Source organism: Roseivirga sp. BDSF3-8, assembly GCF_041449215.1.
Taxonomy (GTDB): domain Bacteria; phylum Bacteroidota; class Bacteroidia; order Cytophagales; family Cyclobacteriaceae; genus JBGNFV01.
Genome location: NZ_JBGNFV010000001.1, coordinates 4909822 through 4923565, shown reverse-complemented (window position 1 = coordinate 4923565; position 13744 = coordinate 4909822). Strand labels below are relative to the sequence as shown.

General features: G+C 44.1%; 12 protein-coding genes. All 12 read right to left on the bottom strand.

What is annotated here, in order from left to right:
* Position 1: 1 nt before the first annotated feature.
* From AB9P05_RS20350 to AB9P05_RS20295, 12 genes are read right to left on the bottom strand one after another with little or no spacing between them, the layout of a single operon-like run.
* Positions 2–2869 carry a hypothetical protein gene (locus AB9P05_RS20350; protein WP_371910681.1) on the bottom strand — a complete coding sequence of 956 codons (2868 nt, stop codon included), beginning with the start codon at positions 2867–2869 and terminating at the stop codon, positions 2–4.
* 9 nt (positions 2870–2878) lie between these two features.
* Complete coding sequence (locus AB9P05_RS20345) at positions 2879–3103, bottom strand: hypothetical protein (RefSeq protein WP_371910680.1); 225 nt, start codon at positions 3101–3103, stop codon at positions 2879–2881.
* Positions 3104–3135: 32 nt separating this feature from the next.
* Positions 3136–3870: an adhesin gene (locus AB9P05_RS20340; protein WP_371910679.1), complete on the bottom strand. Its 735-nt coding sequence runs from the start codon at positions 3868–3870 to the stop codon at positions 3136–3138.
* A 4-nt stretch (positions 3871–3874) separates the two neighbouring features.
* Positions 3875–7603, bottom strand: coding sequence for a baseplate J/gp47 family protein (locus tag AB9P05_RS20335; protein WP_371910678.1), 3729 nt, complete (start codon positions 7601–7603; stop codon positions 3875–3877).
* 20 nt (positions 7604–7623) lie between these two features.
* On the bottom strand, positions 7624–8049 hold the full coding sequence (locus tag AB9P05_RS20330) for a GPW/gp25 family protein (RefSeq protein WP_371910677.1): 426 nt from the start codon (positions 8047–8049) through the stop codon (positions 7624–7626).
* 4 nt (positions 8050–8053) lie between these two features.
* Complete coding sequence (locus AB9P05_RS20325; protein WP_371910676.1) at positions 8054–8350, bottom strand: PAAR domain-containing protein; 297 nt, start codon at positions 8348–8350, stop codon at positions 8054–8056.
* 4 nt (positions 8351–8354) lie between these two features.
* A complete protein-coding gene (vgrG, locus tag AB9P05_RS20320; RefSeq protein ID WP_371910675.1) occupies positions 8355–10151 on the bottom strand; it encodes a type VI secretion system tip protein VgrG in 1797 nt (598 codons plus the stop codon).
* A 16-nt stretch (positions 10152–10167) separates the two neighbouring features.
* A complete protein-coding gene (locus AB9P05_RS20315; RefSeq protein WP_371910674.1) occupies positions 10168–10872 on the bottom strand; it encodes a LysM peptidoglycan-binding domain-containing protein in 705 nt (234 codons plus the stop codon).
* 6 nt (positions 10873–10878) lie between these two features.
* Positions 10879–11052 (bottom strand): DUF5908 family protein, encoded by a 174-nt coding sequence (locus AB9P05_RS20310; RefSeq protein WP_371910673.1) that lies wholly within the window; start codon positions 11050–11052, stop codon positions 10879–10881.
* 20 nt (positions 11053–11072) lie between these two features.
* Complete coding sequence (locus AB9P05_RS20305; RefSeq protein WP_371910672.1) at positions 11073–11615, bottom strand: phage tail protein; 543 nt, start codon at positions 11613–11615, stop codon at positions 11073–11075.
* Positions 11616–11628: 13 nt separating this feature from the next.
* Complete coding sequence (locus AB9P05_RS20300) at positions 11629–12066, bottom strand: phage tail protein (RefSeq protein ID WP_371910671.1); 438 nt, start codon at positions 12064–12066, stop codon at positions 11629–11631.
* Between the two features lie 48 nt (positions 12067–12114).
* Positions 12115–13743: a phage tail sheath family protein gene (locus tag AB9P05_RS20295; RefSeq protein WP_371910670.1), complete on the bottom strand. Its 1629-nt coding sequence runs from the start codon at positions 13741–13743 to the stop codon at positions 12115–12117.
* Position 13744 lies beyond the last annotated feature (1 nt).

The following is a 13744-nucleotide window of genomic DNA, read 5'->3' as shown; positions in this document are numbered from 1 at the left end:
CCTACGCATTACTGCCAGACTTAAAGGTAAGCAGGAGACCAGTCATTAATGTCTGTAACTTATCCAGCTCTTCTTTAGCCGGTTGGTCCTTGCGCATCTCTTCCATCCAGCTATAATAGACGGTCTCAAACTCTTTCATGCTTTCAGCACCTACCCAATAACATTGGGCTCCAATGTTAGCAGGTTGTTGCTGGCTAATTACGTCTTCGGCAAGAGACCTGAACTCAGGGTCGGCAAAACGAGCAGTCCAGTCAGGGAAGATCATACTAATGCGGTAACTGAAAAACTCTTCGGGAATCTCCCCTTGTTCTTCACTATTCTGGAGGTAATACCCAATCTTATCATTATAGCTTCTTACCTCATCTTTGTTACTAAGGTAGCGGTATAACCTTTCCATTCGGGCATGAGTCTCTTCCACTGATTCATAAGCTTCAATACTTACAAACCGGATAAATTCATCCGGTGTATTGAATTGTACCTCAAAATCATTAGTGGAGGTGATCTCTACTGAGTAGTTCTCATATCGGTTCAGGTGCTCACGCAGGACATTGATCGTTTTTTTCCTTTCTTCAAAAGAATACTGCTTGCGGCTTTTAAGGAAGAGATCTCCATTTTCATTCCTCAGATAAATGCCAAACTTACGGTCTTCTACAGATGGTCGTAATAAGATATGCTCGACCAAATGGGCTCCCTCTGACTCAATATTTACCCGTTTCAGAAAATCCACCAGCTCGATAACGGCCGTGGCAGCTTTTTCTTCAGACTCAAAACGGCCTATCTGTAACCAAGGCTCTTCTCCACCCTGGTAATAAACCACCATAAACTCTTCAGAATCGGGAACCTTACCAACTCTGTACCCAAATAGGTCAATACCTTCCTGCAAAAAGTCAGCAGTTAGCTGATTACTGCGGAAGGGGAGTGTCTCCTTAAGCAGTTCGTGGCGTTCCTTATCATCCATAGCCACTGATACGTCCTCTGCATCTACAAAATCAAAAGTAGATTCGATAAGGTCGGTAGTAATGTTGTCAGGCACATTCGAACTTCTGATCCACTTGCGTAGCTGAGTCCTCTTAGCATCCTTAGCCTGTAGCTCTATCCCATGTCGGGTAATAGCGCTTATCAGTGAATGAGCACGGTAGGTCTGATCTTCATCTGCATCACCTGGAGCCACACCGAGGCCGAGAAGTATGGATACTTTTGCTTCCAGCCCTGCAATGTTTGTGGTATTCACACTCTCACTGAGGTAGTCGAAAGCCTTTGCCCGGTTACGGTTAATATATGGCAGGCTATGCAGCAGCCTGGTTTTATTTTGTATCAGATGCCGTTCAAAGTCATCCTCGTCAAAATAATAATTGTACTGACTGAGGGCGTATTGCTGATAACTTTCTCCATGGATCGCAAGAAGGTAATCAAGGAAACGATTACGACGCTCTTTATAATTGTCCTTTTCCTTTATCAACTCAGGAAGACCCTTCTCGTAACTCAAAGGTATATTAGCTCCATCAAGTAAGGGGTCATCCAGCTTTTTATCAGCCTCATTTTTGAATAGAGGCTCTGCATTAGGTACTGCTTTCAGTGCCTGATAAAAATAGGTGTTATCAGACACATCACGGATAGAAAACAGATCCTTCACATGAGATAACTGGCTCAAATAGTTGGCTAGCAACTGCTCATAAATCATCAAATAAGCCTTGAGCTGCCGCGCCTGGGCCACCCGCTGACGCGTAGGCTCGTCAGGCACACCGTAAGAACCAATGCCATAATTGAGGGGAAAGTGATTTTGAATACTGTAATACTCCTCAATACCCAGGTTTTCACCTTTTGAAAGTTCAATAGCTTCCTCATTCAGCCTGTAGACCCTTCTTGTGGCTGACTTAAGCTCATTGAGCTTACGCCTTACATTTTTTTCCTCCAGCGATCCGTAGCTCACACTTCCCTTAAAGAACTTGATGCTGTATTCTCCGCTATTTACTTCAGTAACAAGGTGGGGAAGGTGATGAGCAGGCAAATCTACCTGGTTATTATAGATTTTACCGTCAACCTGAAGGTAGAGGTTCTTCACACTGACTATTCCTTCTACCTGCATGATGATCTTAATGATCTCACTTATAAGTATTCGGTTGGGCTTAGGGTGAAGTTCTTCGTTTTTGATGAACCCGTGCTTAAGCAAAGGTCCGTTGAATATATCATTGAGAGAGTACCCTTCTTCTCTTAGTTCTTCCAAAGAATAAAAGCGAATCTCGGGGCAGAGGTACTCTTCTATCCGGAAGAAAATTTTGGCTAAGGTATGTTCCAGATCTTCCGTTCCGTCTGTTTCCACCTCAGCATTTACAGAAACAGGTAAGTGCTCCAGGACTACTATTTCCTCAATATCTTCACCCAGATTGCGGTTAGCAACAAATACTTCCTGGGTTTTTTGCTTTATTCCTTCGATAAAATCCTCATCGCGAAGATTACTATCAACGTCCAGAAATATCTTATATAAACCATTGAGTGAATGCTGTTCACTACTCACCGGCTCCAGCCAGACGTTTTTAATTTCAAATACGGAATCGAATACCAGTTTACGGTAGTCATTTACCGTAAGGGCATTGCATGGGAGAATCTGATTAGGTTTTAAGAAAGCCTGGTCACTGGACTTTGAATTAAAAAGATGATCTTTTACATCAAATTCTGTCCGGTAGGCTAGATCAGTCAATGAGTAGCACAATTGCTCCAGGATGGTAACCCCAGGGTCGTGCTCATTAAAATCTGTCCAGAAAGCTCCTGTAAGTTCCTGAATATATTTTATACCCTGTGACCTAAGATATTCAAAATCAAGGGTTTTTTGTTCAGACTCTTTCTTCGCTATAAAAAGCGGTTGTTCCATGCCTTTAGGTTATTTGTCGTCACCCAGTAGTTTATCGATGTCGAAATCACTTCTTCCTACAGAATACCCGGAACTATCTTTTTCATTTTCCTTTTCGCCGGGCTTCAATTGATTGTTAGCCTGTTCATTAAGCTTTCCAATCAGTTCGTACACATCTTTAAAGGGGAGTTCGCCTAAAGCCTTCATAATAAGGTTAGCTTCATCCAGAGATACGCGCAGGGCTAAGTTTTTCATATGGTAGTAAGGATCTGTTTAGGTACAAAGTATCACATTTCTATACTTCCGTCCATGAAATGGTCGGACCATAGACTACTGATGTAATACTTCACATAATAATCACCTCCATAGCTACACCTTGTTCTCATTTCCAGATTGAAATTGTACGTATCACCTGTCCAGCGAAGCTCTATTTTGTTACACCTTACTCCATAGTACCCCTGATTCACCCTGATCCGGTTTTTACTTTTACCAAAGGTGCTCAAAGCAAGTGCATGAATGAGAGCATATTTACCGGTCTTTTTCTTACCGATTCCAGCGACTACTTCAAAGGCGAAGCACCCGTTAAGCTCCGTTAGGATAGGATGCCACTTACCATCGGCCAGCACTTTACCCTTGTGGTAGGTACCGGTCCGCCCTTTCATAGCTACCATGCCGTTCACATCGAGTGTATGCTCTGGTGACGGCTGATTGATGCCGACATTTCCATTATTTTGAAGGGAGATTACACTATCTCCTACATGATTATTAAAGTTAAGTGTTCCATCGCCGCTGTTAATATCAATGGACCATGCAGGACTTTTCTCTTCAATACTTTTGTAAAAGCTGATGAGTTTTCGGGACGTCCCGATAGGGGAGAGCATAAGCCCGTCTTCTATCGTTTTAGACATTCCATCATCGACCTTATTGATCACAGAATCGATCAGGTCATTAAAGTGGCCTTCGGATGGAAGTTGTCCTTTCTGGAAAAATCCTTTCAGTGTATTTCGGTTCTGTACAGCCATGTTATTATTCTATGATGAAGTCATAGCCAAGCTCAAGAGAGTCTATGCCAGCCTGCTTGCTGTGGAGCTCAGTGGTTTCATTCAATACTTTAATCTGATGTACCTGTGCAGGCACCAATACAGACCAGGGTTTTGTGGCCTGCAGGTAGGGTCTTTCATCACCTTCCCGGGCTGTGTCCAGCAACACGTATTTACCCCCGAGATCCCATGCGGCCTGGATCATGCTGAATTCAGTGATAAAATCAACGTACGGTAGTGTACGCATAAAACTAAGAATATCACTACTATTAACCTTGCCGCCAAGTTGCAGATTACGCCGGGAAGCATTCAGGTCACCAATCAGGTACCTGTTAATCTCCTCATTCAGTTTTTGCAGGTAATACCCATAATTATAACCTTCTGCAAATTTTACGCTGCACATGATCTTAATGCGCTCATAGTGAGGGTTTCTGACCTCCAGTTTCAAGTGGCTGCTGGCTGCACTTTGGAGGTAGCGCTTAATATCATAAAGCAACTCTGAACTGGCCATAGGTTCATACGGATTGGCCAGTTGGTTAGTGTAAGGCGTCACCACTAGCAACACATTACCAGGGGCATCAAGGTTCATGCTATTCATCCCTGACAAACAGGTAACTTTGTAGATAGCCGGGAATTTATCGAGTACAATACGCTCAAAATCCCATGCCGTTACGGCTCTAGATTTATGACGAAGTCGCTCGCCAACCCGGGTATAAAACTCTTCCGGTTTTTCACCATGTATGCCACCGAAGGATTCTAAAGGCTGGTTAATGGCTCTTACCCCCTGGATATTCGACAGAGACCTGGTAATGGTTTTAGCAGGCAAAGGTTCGTCCAGGTGGCTGCCTCCCATAGACTGGGGAGCCAGAGTGGCCGTGAGCACCTGCTGCGTTACGCTCACTATTTTAGAAGCCGTATGATGGTTCTTCTTGGCTGCGGCTCTTACCCAGTACAAGCCGCCGTCAAGTAGGGTATTTCCTTTTGTAATATCGCCTGGTAGTTCTATGGCTATGATGCCTGTCTTTAGAAAGCCCTTGGTTTCATCACGTACGATCCGGCTAGGGGAGAGGTAGCGCCATTCATTATGGCACAAGTAGCTCCACTCAATTACCGGCGGGTCTTCTTCTGAGGTAATAGTGTACTCATCCAGCATCTCGAAAAGCATGGTGATAGTCTCGGGAGGATGAATTCGTGACAGTCCAATCATTAAGCTACCCTCATAATTCATTTCGGGTAACAGATAGATTTCCTGTTTACTGGTATCCGGAAAGGCGACGCTCTCTCCGAAGGGATGTATATGGTAAAGCATACCTCGCTTACCATTACCTTCGCTATTATTCTGGCTACGGTTATCAATGTTCATAACCGAAGAAGAACTATAGTTGAGCGACAAGCTTTTAATCTGGGGTGAATAAGGCGTATGCGGCATAGGCTTCTTCTTGGCATTACGGAAGAAACCTGTTCGTGAATTATCAATAGTGATCTGGGAGAGCACGTTAGGATACAGACTATGCATGAACCCTTCTCCGGGAGAGCTCAATTCAAGCTTTAAAAACCCACGTTGCGCGGTATTTCTGTATATCAGTTCCTCATTAAGGCCCTGGTAATAGGCTGGCTGCTTGATCGATTTGATATCGATACTGTCAATTCGTTTCCTGGTCTGCAGCTCACTTTGAGGAGCCGGGGATTCGTTTATCTGCCGATCCACCGTGCTAAACAGGGTAAATTCCTGCTGGTCAGCAGGCTCGGGAACCCAACGCCCCCCATCAAGTACAGATATTTTTGCTTTGAAGGATTCATTATCCACATCAGCCTTGTACTCATGGTAATGACCAAAGAACCCACTCTGATGGCGGGGAAGGTCAAACCATTCAATATCTAAACTGAGCTCGTCCAGTGACTTATTGAACACCTCACTACTACCTATTAGCAGGTATGACCCCACATGGGGCATGGGACCGAATGGGAAGAATGGGTTATTGGCGCTTAATAGTCCCATATCGTTATGGAGCAACAGATTTTTCACTCCTTTGACAGAGGTATGGAAACTAATCCGCTCTAAAACAGCCTCATTGAGCAATGAGTAAACGAACGTGTAGGCATTGCTATTGAGTTCAAACCGTATTACAGGTAATCCCTGGCCATATTTCCCTCTATGAATCTCATTATTGAAGTTTACGACAGGAGGATCCTCATTACCTAGTGTAAACTTAATGGATATAGTATTTTGCAGATTGTTGCGTGTGGCGACGTAACGGCTCAGGGTAAACCATCCTTCTTCACAGGAAAGGCTGATATCAAAGGCCTCAAGAAAGGACTTAATGAATACTTCGTTTTCTGAAATGCTATCTGCAAACGCAAGATCTTCCAGATGCTTCTCAAATTTCTTAAAAGCTGATTCAAACAAATGGAAGGTAACAGTGACTTCCCGCTGTCCTTCGGCCAGCTTCAGGGCAGGGGAGGAGATGGCGAAGCCTACGGAAGCAAGGTCCATTGTACGCTCGTGGATGCTCTTGCCGGCCTGATCTTCACCAAATGTAGGGTACGTTTTACGAAGCAGGCCGTTAACCTGGCCTACAATACCTCCTTCTAAGGGTATGGTAGCCTGCATTACCCGGCTGGCAATTTTCTTTTCCCTGCCTCGAACATTGAGACTTTTGTTAGGAATAAATACGGATTTAAGGGCAGAGATTTTGCCATGTGTAATACGAAGATCATTATCGGCTGCATAACGTACTTCGTTGCCTTCAGGGTCTTCGCCTGCCAGGAATAGCGTGCCCTTTTTTACATCAGAAAATGGTACTGTCTCATCTGGAATGAAGTTCAGATATACCTTATCTGCCTTGGGAGCAATTGGCTGCTGATGGAGAATATTATGGAAATAAAACTCCAGATGCCTGCGGGTGAATTGATTAAGATTTTCCTGATTTTCTCTGAATAGCTTAATAAATGAAATGAACAGGGCTACCTCAGGGTAATGGTTATCTGTCTGAAGGGAGCTTTTCAGATAATCCGGGGCCTTTTGATTCAAGTAAAGAAGGGTCTCGAAGAAGCCCTGAAAAATCTGGGATAAACGATCAGCGACAAATTCAATTCGCTTTTTCAGGGGCTCAACTCCGCCATAATTCTGTTCTTCAATTTCATACAACTGCCAGATTTCATCAAACCCGGAATAATCCATTCCTACGCGGTCTTCGATGTCCTGATCTCTGGAAATTAGTTCATCAAGTCCCCGAAATTTCCTGAAGGAGGGACCCAGTTTTGAGCCTATAGCACTACTGATCTCATTTCGTATGCTGCTGTTTGCCCGGTTAAACTCCTCAACTGCCTGCAATTGCCTGTACCAGTAATCAAACTTACGGGCCAACTGAAATATCTCGTCAAAGCACTTTTTGAGATATTTAATTTTCTTGGCAGGTTTAAGGAAGAGTATGGTTTTCTGTAGGTTATCCTTGAATCGTTTTTCAGGAACGAGGGGGTCGGCATCAATAATAGAGGCGAGAATAACTGCTTCGTCGGTAAGGAAGTGAGACCAGTCACCATCTGGTTGGTTTTCGCCATTATAATAATTCAGCAGCCGTGAGAAAGACCATGAAAAAACCAACAGATCCTCAAAAGACCTCTCATCCACTTTAACATAGTCCAGATTCAGGGCCTTAAGCTGCCTGTTATCCTGGTTAGTGCCAATTTTAATATTGAAGTTGTTCCCGTTCATTCCTTTTATAGCCGATTCTTTTACAGAGGTTTGTATCTGGCCTCACTACCTTCGAGTATGTAGTAAGGATAGACCATATTAGTTCGCTTGTTTGTCTTACGTATGATATACTCAATATCGACAAGCAATAACCCATCATGATCTTTATCGCGCCTGATATTTATATTTTCAAGTATAATTCGGGGCTCGTAATAGAGTATGGCATACTCTATAGCGCTCCGTATTCGACTAAATAAGGCACTGTCTATCGTATCGAATGCTGCAAATGACAGGTCACAGCCATAATCGGGTAGCATCACACGTTCGCCTTTTCGGGTCGACAAAAGAATACGCAGGCTTTCGCGAATATCTTCTTCCTCAGAGACAAGCATTACGCTACCAGTGTTTTTTTCAAAAGTAGGAGGGAATTTCCAGCCTACTCCAAGAAATGTCTTTTTATGCTTCATCCTTTTATCCTCCTATTTGTACTGTAGGGCAACCCACCACAATTGAGCCCCCATGTGCAGTGGTATCGCCCATCCTGGCAGCAGGTTTGCCGCCGATCATTACAGTAGCCGATCCTTTGGCGATAGTATCCGGTGGACCAACACAAGTGCACGTATCCCCCAGACAGGCAGCCGGCATCCCTCCGATGAGCACGGTAGGTGCACCCATCATTACAGGTCCACCCACATGGGGAATGGGGGGTGTACCCGGCGTTTGCATAGGGCAGGTGTGCATATCTCCTATTCTTGCAGCAGAGGGCATATATCTAGTTTATCATCACCATACCGCCTTTAATGACGGTCTGGGCGCTTCCTTTTACTTCTGCCTGCGGTCCTTCCGCAGCAAATTTGGCACTGCCTTTCAATTGGACATTCATACCTTCGGCGGTAAGATCACCGGTAGCTTTAGACTCAATATTGCCTTTCGCCTCCATCGTGATATTTCCTTTTGCTGAGATAACTACGTCTTTTTCGGTAGTAAGGCTGATGCCACTGTCAGACATCAGCACTTCATTTTTATTACTATCTACCAGTTTGATAAATTTCTGATCATCATCCATCGTCATGATATTCCCGCCGGGCGTTTCAATCTGAATGATCTTCTTTTCTTCATCAAAACTGATCTTGCACTGGCTTCTTGTAACCAATGCTTTTATATTATTACCTTCTTCAGGTACCAGGGGAGGGTTTTTACTTTTACTATACAGGCTACCAAGTATGACAGGGTTCATCGGGTCTTCGTTAATGAATCCCAGAATAACCTCGTCTCCTATTTCCGGCATAAAAAAAAGACCCGATTCTTTAGTAGCATAGAAGTGTCCCATCCTGGCCCAAACAGGCATATTATCCTGCACTAAAGTGGGGATGGTAACCTGCACCCTGAAATGGCCATCCGGGTCCTGGTCAATTTTTTTAACCAACCCGGTTGCAAGTCCTGGCATACCTGAGAACATGCCTGAAGCCGGAGGGGAATCGATTTGATTGGTCTCTTCTGCATATGACCCCTGGGAAAGACCGAGGTGAACATCCATCTTCCAATCACCCCCGGTTAGCGTATGCTCAATACCGCCTATGTAGCACACCCCATTGAATTGCTCAGACATTCCTTCCAGTTCGATAGTCTCGCCGGGGTGAATGTCCGAATACCCATACATGGTAATTTTGCCTCTTATCCTTGCCAGTTTACTTCGCTGCAGCTTGGATGTGGAGTAATTTTGGAGATAAGGCATTGGCAGTACTCCTGCCGTCTGGATCAGATAATCCTCCAATCCAAGCGCACTGGATAGTTTTTTGCTATCGGTCATGCCGGCTTTTACTTCCTTTGCACTTGAAATGCTTTTCGAAAGCACTTTTTGGTCCTGTAAATCCCAGCTTGCACAACTAACCTTGGGGTATTGCGTACGGGCATCCATTTCTGCTTGAAAGGCAAGCAGGGTGTCATTAGGCATGACCTTTATTTTGGCTGCAGCGGTAGGGTCAGGCTCTGCCAGTTCAATAGATCCGTCATCTTTGCAGATGGTAACGAGCCCATGTATCTCGGCTCGCATCATAATGAAATCCCAGTCCGTAGTATAGTGCTGAACTACATCGCCAAAGGCATCTGCTGTAGTACCTACCTTCGCTGTTACACTATGCTTCTGGGCTACTTCTTTTATAATGTCAGCATCCTTTTTTTCAGTGTAAACCGCATTTTTACGTCCCATCGTCATTTTAACAGCGGGGTGCTTACACTCTACTGTCAGGATGGATTCGCCTCTTTTATTTACTTTAAGGCCATGCTTAACGATGATACCTTTAAATACAGTCTTGTTTTTACTTTGGTAGCCAAGCTGGATTTCAATTTCTTTTCCAGGAATAAGATTACCCTTATTGCTGATTTCAAAGCTATCAACGGATGAGATACTACCGTCAATAAATTCTATTCTGGCACTGCTTATCTTGTTTATCTCCTTGAGAACATGAATAGTGCGGATTCCATAATAAAGGGGAAGATCTTTTCCATCTACCTTTATTATCTGGGTTACTACTCCGGAGACTTCAGAAACAATTGATTTTGCAGCCATAAAATGCTTTAAGCGTTTATCTTATCGGAGGGAACAAAAGCTCCGTTCCGGGTTTAAGGTTGCGAAAGTTTACAAGGTTGTTTATGCGAGCCACATCAAGGTATTTAGTACTGTCACCATATACCCTCTCGCACATCATCGGCAGGTTATCCCCCTCTTTCACCGTTACCAAATGTGAGAGGTCAGGTGAGTTTGCCGAGTTTTTTTTGACATTAGTTTTTCTGTCTTCAGCAGTGGTAAAGTTACAGAGTAATTTAGCACGGAGTGGATCTCCGTTAGGCTTAAACATTTCATAGGTAATGTTCAGGGTCTGTAAGCGCCCGTTAAACTCTATATGCGAGCCGTAAGTAACTTTTAGATAGGGAGTTTCATGGGTTTCACCTATGTAATTATAAGCGGCATCCTTAAACTTTGCGATGTGTTCACCCACTTCGATGATTTCACCAGTGGCACCTGTACCGTCAAGTAAAAGTGTAAAACCGAGGGTTTGGGGCCCTGTCTTATTAAACTTATTTTCAGGTGCTGTAGAACCCAGGGCTTCCTCCTGAGCAAAAACTACCGTATGATTTTGGGTGATTTGATTAGGGTTAAGAAATACTTCGTACTCCTTATGTTTTTTCTGACGAGTGGGATCCTGATAGCCTACTATTTTCAGCTTGATGAACTTATCCTCACCGGTTGCACCGGTCGCCATACCTGCGAGCTTGCCAAAACTAGCCATTCGCCTTTATCTTTGATTTTGTAATTCAAGCTTTTCCAGGACTCGTTCAATACACTCTTCTATGAGCTGATCCTTATCTTCTTTAGTAAATGACAGAGCCGCGTTTCTTGCAGCAGTATGCAAATGGGACTCTTCTGTCACCTTTATCTTAACTGAAAGTTCTTTAATCTGAAGGGTCATGGAATCGCCGGGGTTTAATATTAGAATCCAAGGCCGGAAGACATACTACCCACCGCACCTGTCAGTGCATTGTCCATACTTATACTCTCAAAGCGTTGGTATACAACCTCCAATGTTTCCACCACAATTTTATTGTCCATGGAATTGAAGTTAGAAGCCTCCCACTTAACAGGGTATGCGTTTGTGAAATACCATACCATTACGGGCATTCCTGACTCTCCGAGCAAACTTACTACAAGAGTTTTGGTAAGAATTTTCCCAAGGTTGCTTTCAAAGGTTTCCTGACACCAATCTGAAAGATTAGAGAAGTCAGTAACCAGCCCTCTCTTGAGTACAAGTTTGGAATATTTAGCAGGCTGGGGTAACTGGTACACGTACCGGTTTTCCCCGCCTGCCTGATATGATTCAGTAGGATACTCAACTGAAATACCTGCTACATCCTGAAAACTACCATCCACATCGTCTGTGATACCCATAGAGGCAGACGCTGTAAAAGCAGCCTCAAGTTTATCAACCACGCGTACGTCAAATCTAAACCCAACGGGAGGTATATATCCAGGCATAATTTATTATTTATTAAGCAGCTTCCTGAGTGATTCCTTCGTGAGCAAGTTCGATAGACTCTATAGCTATCTCGTTGGCATCTGATTTGAGATCCGGACCTGTAACTTTCACAGGGAAAGCATTAACTACAGTCCACACTACCACAGGGCTGGCTTCTTCGTCCATCAGTGTGATAGTTACAGTTTCACGACGCTCAGGGTTAGTCTGAACGTCCATGAACCAATCCCAGAATAGATTGTCGCCACGGAACATACCCTTCTTAAGCGTAATGTTACCATTTTTCTTGAGACCAGGTACTTTCTTAGTCACGAGGTCAGCATCGTTTCCTGCACGATACTCAATAAACTGGGTTTCCATTTCCAGACCGGAAACTTCCTGAAAACCTACTTCATTTCCTGCCCACTCTACTGAGAAGTGAAACTTAGGAATTGGCCAAATTTCTTCTGCCATGATATATAGCGTTAAATATTAGTCGTTAATAAATGAGATTAATGAAGATTATGATTCCTGCTGCTTTTGCTGGAATGTGATCACGATAAATTCAGCAGGACGGCTTACGGCCACCTTCACTGTGATTCTCATGACACCGTCTAGTACATCATTAGGGGTCATAGTGCTTCCCAGACCAACCTGTACTTCGTAAGCGTCGCCGGGGTTAGTACCCACAAGGCCACCTTGCTTCCAAAGATCGTTCAGGAAAGAGGAAATCATACTTTTAACAAGTACCCAGGTATTGCTGGCATTGGCTTCATACACATAGGTCTTCGCAGCATATTTAATAGACTGCTCAATGAAGATGAGTGTACGGCGAACGTTTATATATCTCCAGTCCTGGCTGTTGCCATCTAGGGTTCTGGCACCCCAAACAACTGTTCCTTCACCAATAAATGAACGGATAGCATTTACAGACTTACCCGATACAGTTACGTTAAGGTCTTCCTGGTCGTCGTGAGTAAGTTTCACTACAGGTGAGATAACGTTGCTGTATCCTACATTAGCAGGAGCTTTCCACACGCCGCGGCTGTTGTCCACCATTGAGTAGATGCCTGCCATACCTGCACTTGGAGGAAGAATATTAAGGTTCTGCTTTACTCTGTCAAGAATATTCTTGAAAGTAGGGCTGATAACCTTCAGTGTCTGAGAAAGGCTTTCCTCATTTGTGTTGCTGTCCTTAAGCTTCTTGATTTCGTTTTTGATTTCTTCAGCCTTCTTGGGATTGTCAGCATTTGTATCAGCTTCTTTGTTCAGTACCTGCTCTAGTACGTCAAGGTTAGAAATGTTAGAATAGCTAACTTCGTCGTTCTGTACGATAGAGGTAAGTACCCAGGGATAGTAAGCAGCACCATAGTTGAGCTGATTCATTCCGATATTGTTACGGAAACGCGTAATTACATCTGTTTCGTCATAAGTACGAGACTGAGTCCCGTTATACACATCAAGGATAGCGAAACGGTTCCTCATTTTGAAGCCACAATGCATAAGCATGGCCTGCTGAAGGGCAGAGCAGTCGGCTTCTTCCAGCATTACTGCCTCAGGAATCACAAGCATTGTAGGCTCTTCCTCGCTAATAAGGGCAGTGATACCATTTTCAAGAGATTTTTTACTGATGGTATTAGCCTTACGAACAGTGGTTGTTGTAGGAGATGAAGCAGCTGCTGCAGCCGACTTGTCGTTTCCTTTTCCACTTTTGTCGTCTTTTCCTGAGTTTGCACCTGAAGAAGCAGACTTGTTAGCTACAGTTTCGTTGCTGTAGTATGCACCAGCAGAAACGATGTAGCACGTGCTGCCGCCATTGGCAAAGAACAGACGGATGCTGTTATAGAAAATGAAAGGTGACTCATGATCCGGAGCTAGCTGGTAAGTGTTGCCATCTAACTCAAAATCAAACTCTTCACCGGTTGCGGGCTTGATGCTAAATGTGTTACGGAACGCACCACCGAATGTAGCGTGGTATTCAGCAAGAGAGCTGATGCGTACCGGTTTGTTGATTAAGCTCTGTCCGTTCCGGGACACCTTCTCGGTATAACCGATAAAGGCGGGGATAGCCGTGGGAATGCCTGCCACCGAGTTAGGGAAGGCATTTTTCTCCTCGATGTATACCCCGGGAGTAGCTAAAGATGTTGCCATA

Excerpts from the sequence above, each read along its gene's own strand:
- AB9P05_RS20315 (WP_371910674.1), bottom strand. The coding sequence starts at position 10,872 with ATGGCTAGTTTTGGCAAGCTCGCAGGTATGGCGACCGGTGCAACCGGT.
- AB9P05_RS20350 (WP_371910681.1), bottom strand. The coding sequence starts at position 2,869 with ATGGAACAACCGCTTTTTATAGCGAAGAAAGAGTCTGAACAAAAAACC.
- AB9P05_RS20345 (WP_371910680.1), bottom strand. The coding sequence starts at position 3,103 with ATGAAAAACTTAGCCCTGCGCGTATCTCTGGATGAAGCTAACCTTATT.
- AB9P05_RS20310 (WP_371910673.1), bottom strand. The coding sequence starts at position 11,052 with ATGACCCTTCAGATTAAAGAACTTTCAGTTAAGATAAAGGTGACAGAA.
- AB9P05_RS20330 (WP_371910677.1), bottom strand. The coding sequence starts at position 8,049 with ATGAAGCATAAAAAGACATTTCTTGGAGTAGGCTGGAAATTCCCTCCT.
- AB9P05_RS20335 (WP_371910678.1), bottom strand. The coding sequence starts at position 7,603 with ATGAACGGGAACAACTTCAATATTAAAATTGGCACTAACCAGGATAAC.
- AB9P05_RS20340 (WP_371910679.1), bottom strand. The coding sequence starts at position 3,870 with ATGGCTGTACAGAACCGAAATACACTGAAAGGATTTTTCCAGAAAGGA.
- AB9P05_RS20325 (WP_371910676.1), bottom strand. The coding sequence starts at position 8,350 with ATGCCCTCTGCTGCAAGAATAGGAGATATGCACACCTGCCCTATGCAA.
- AB9P05_RS20295 (WP_371910670.1), bottom strand. The coding sequence starts at position 13,743 with ATGGCAACATCTTTAGCTACTCCCGGGGTATACATCGAGGAGAAAAAT.
- AB9P05_RS20305 (WP_371910672.1), bottom strand. The coding sequence starts at position 11,615 with ATGCCTGGATATATACCTCCCGTTGGGTTTAGATTTGACGTACGCGTG.
- AB9P05_RS20300 (WP_371910671.1), bottom strand. The coding sequence starts at position 12,066 with ATGGCAGAAGAAATTTGGCCAATTCCTAAGTTTCACTTCTCAGTAGAG.
- vgrG (WP_371910675.1), bottom strand. The coding sequence starts at position 10,151 with ATGGCTGCAAAATCAATTGTTTCTGAAGTCTCCGGAGTAGTAACCCAG.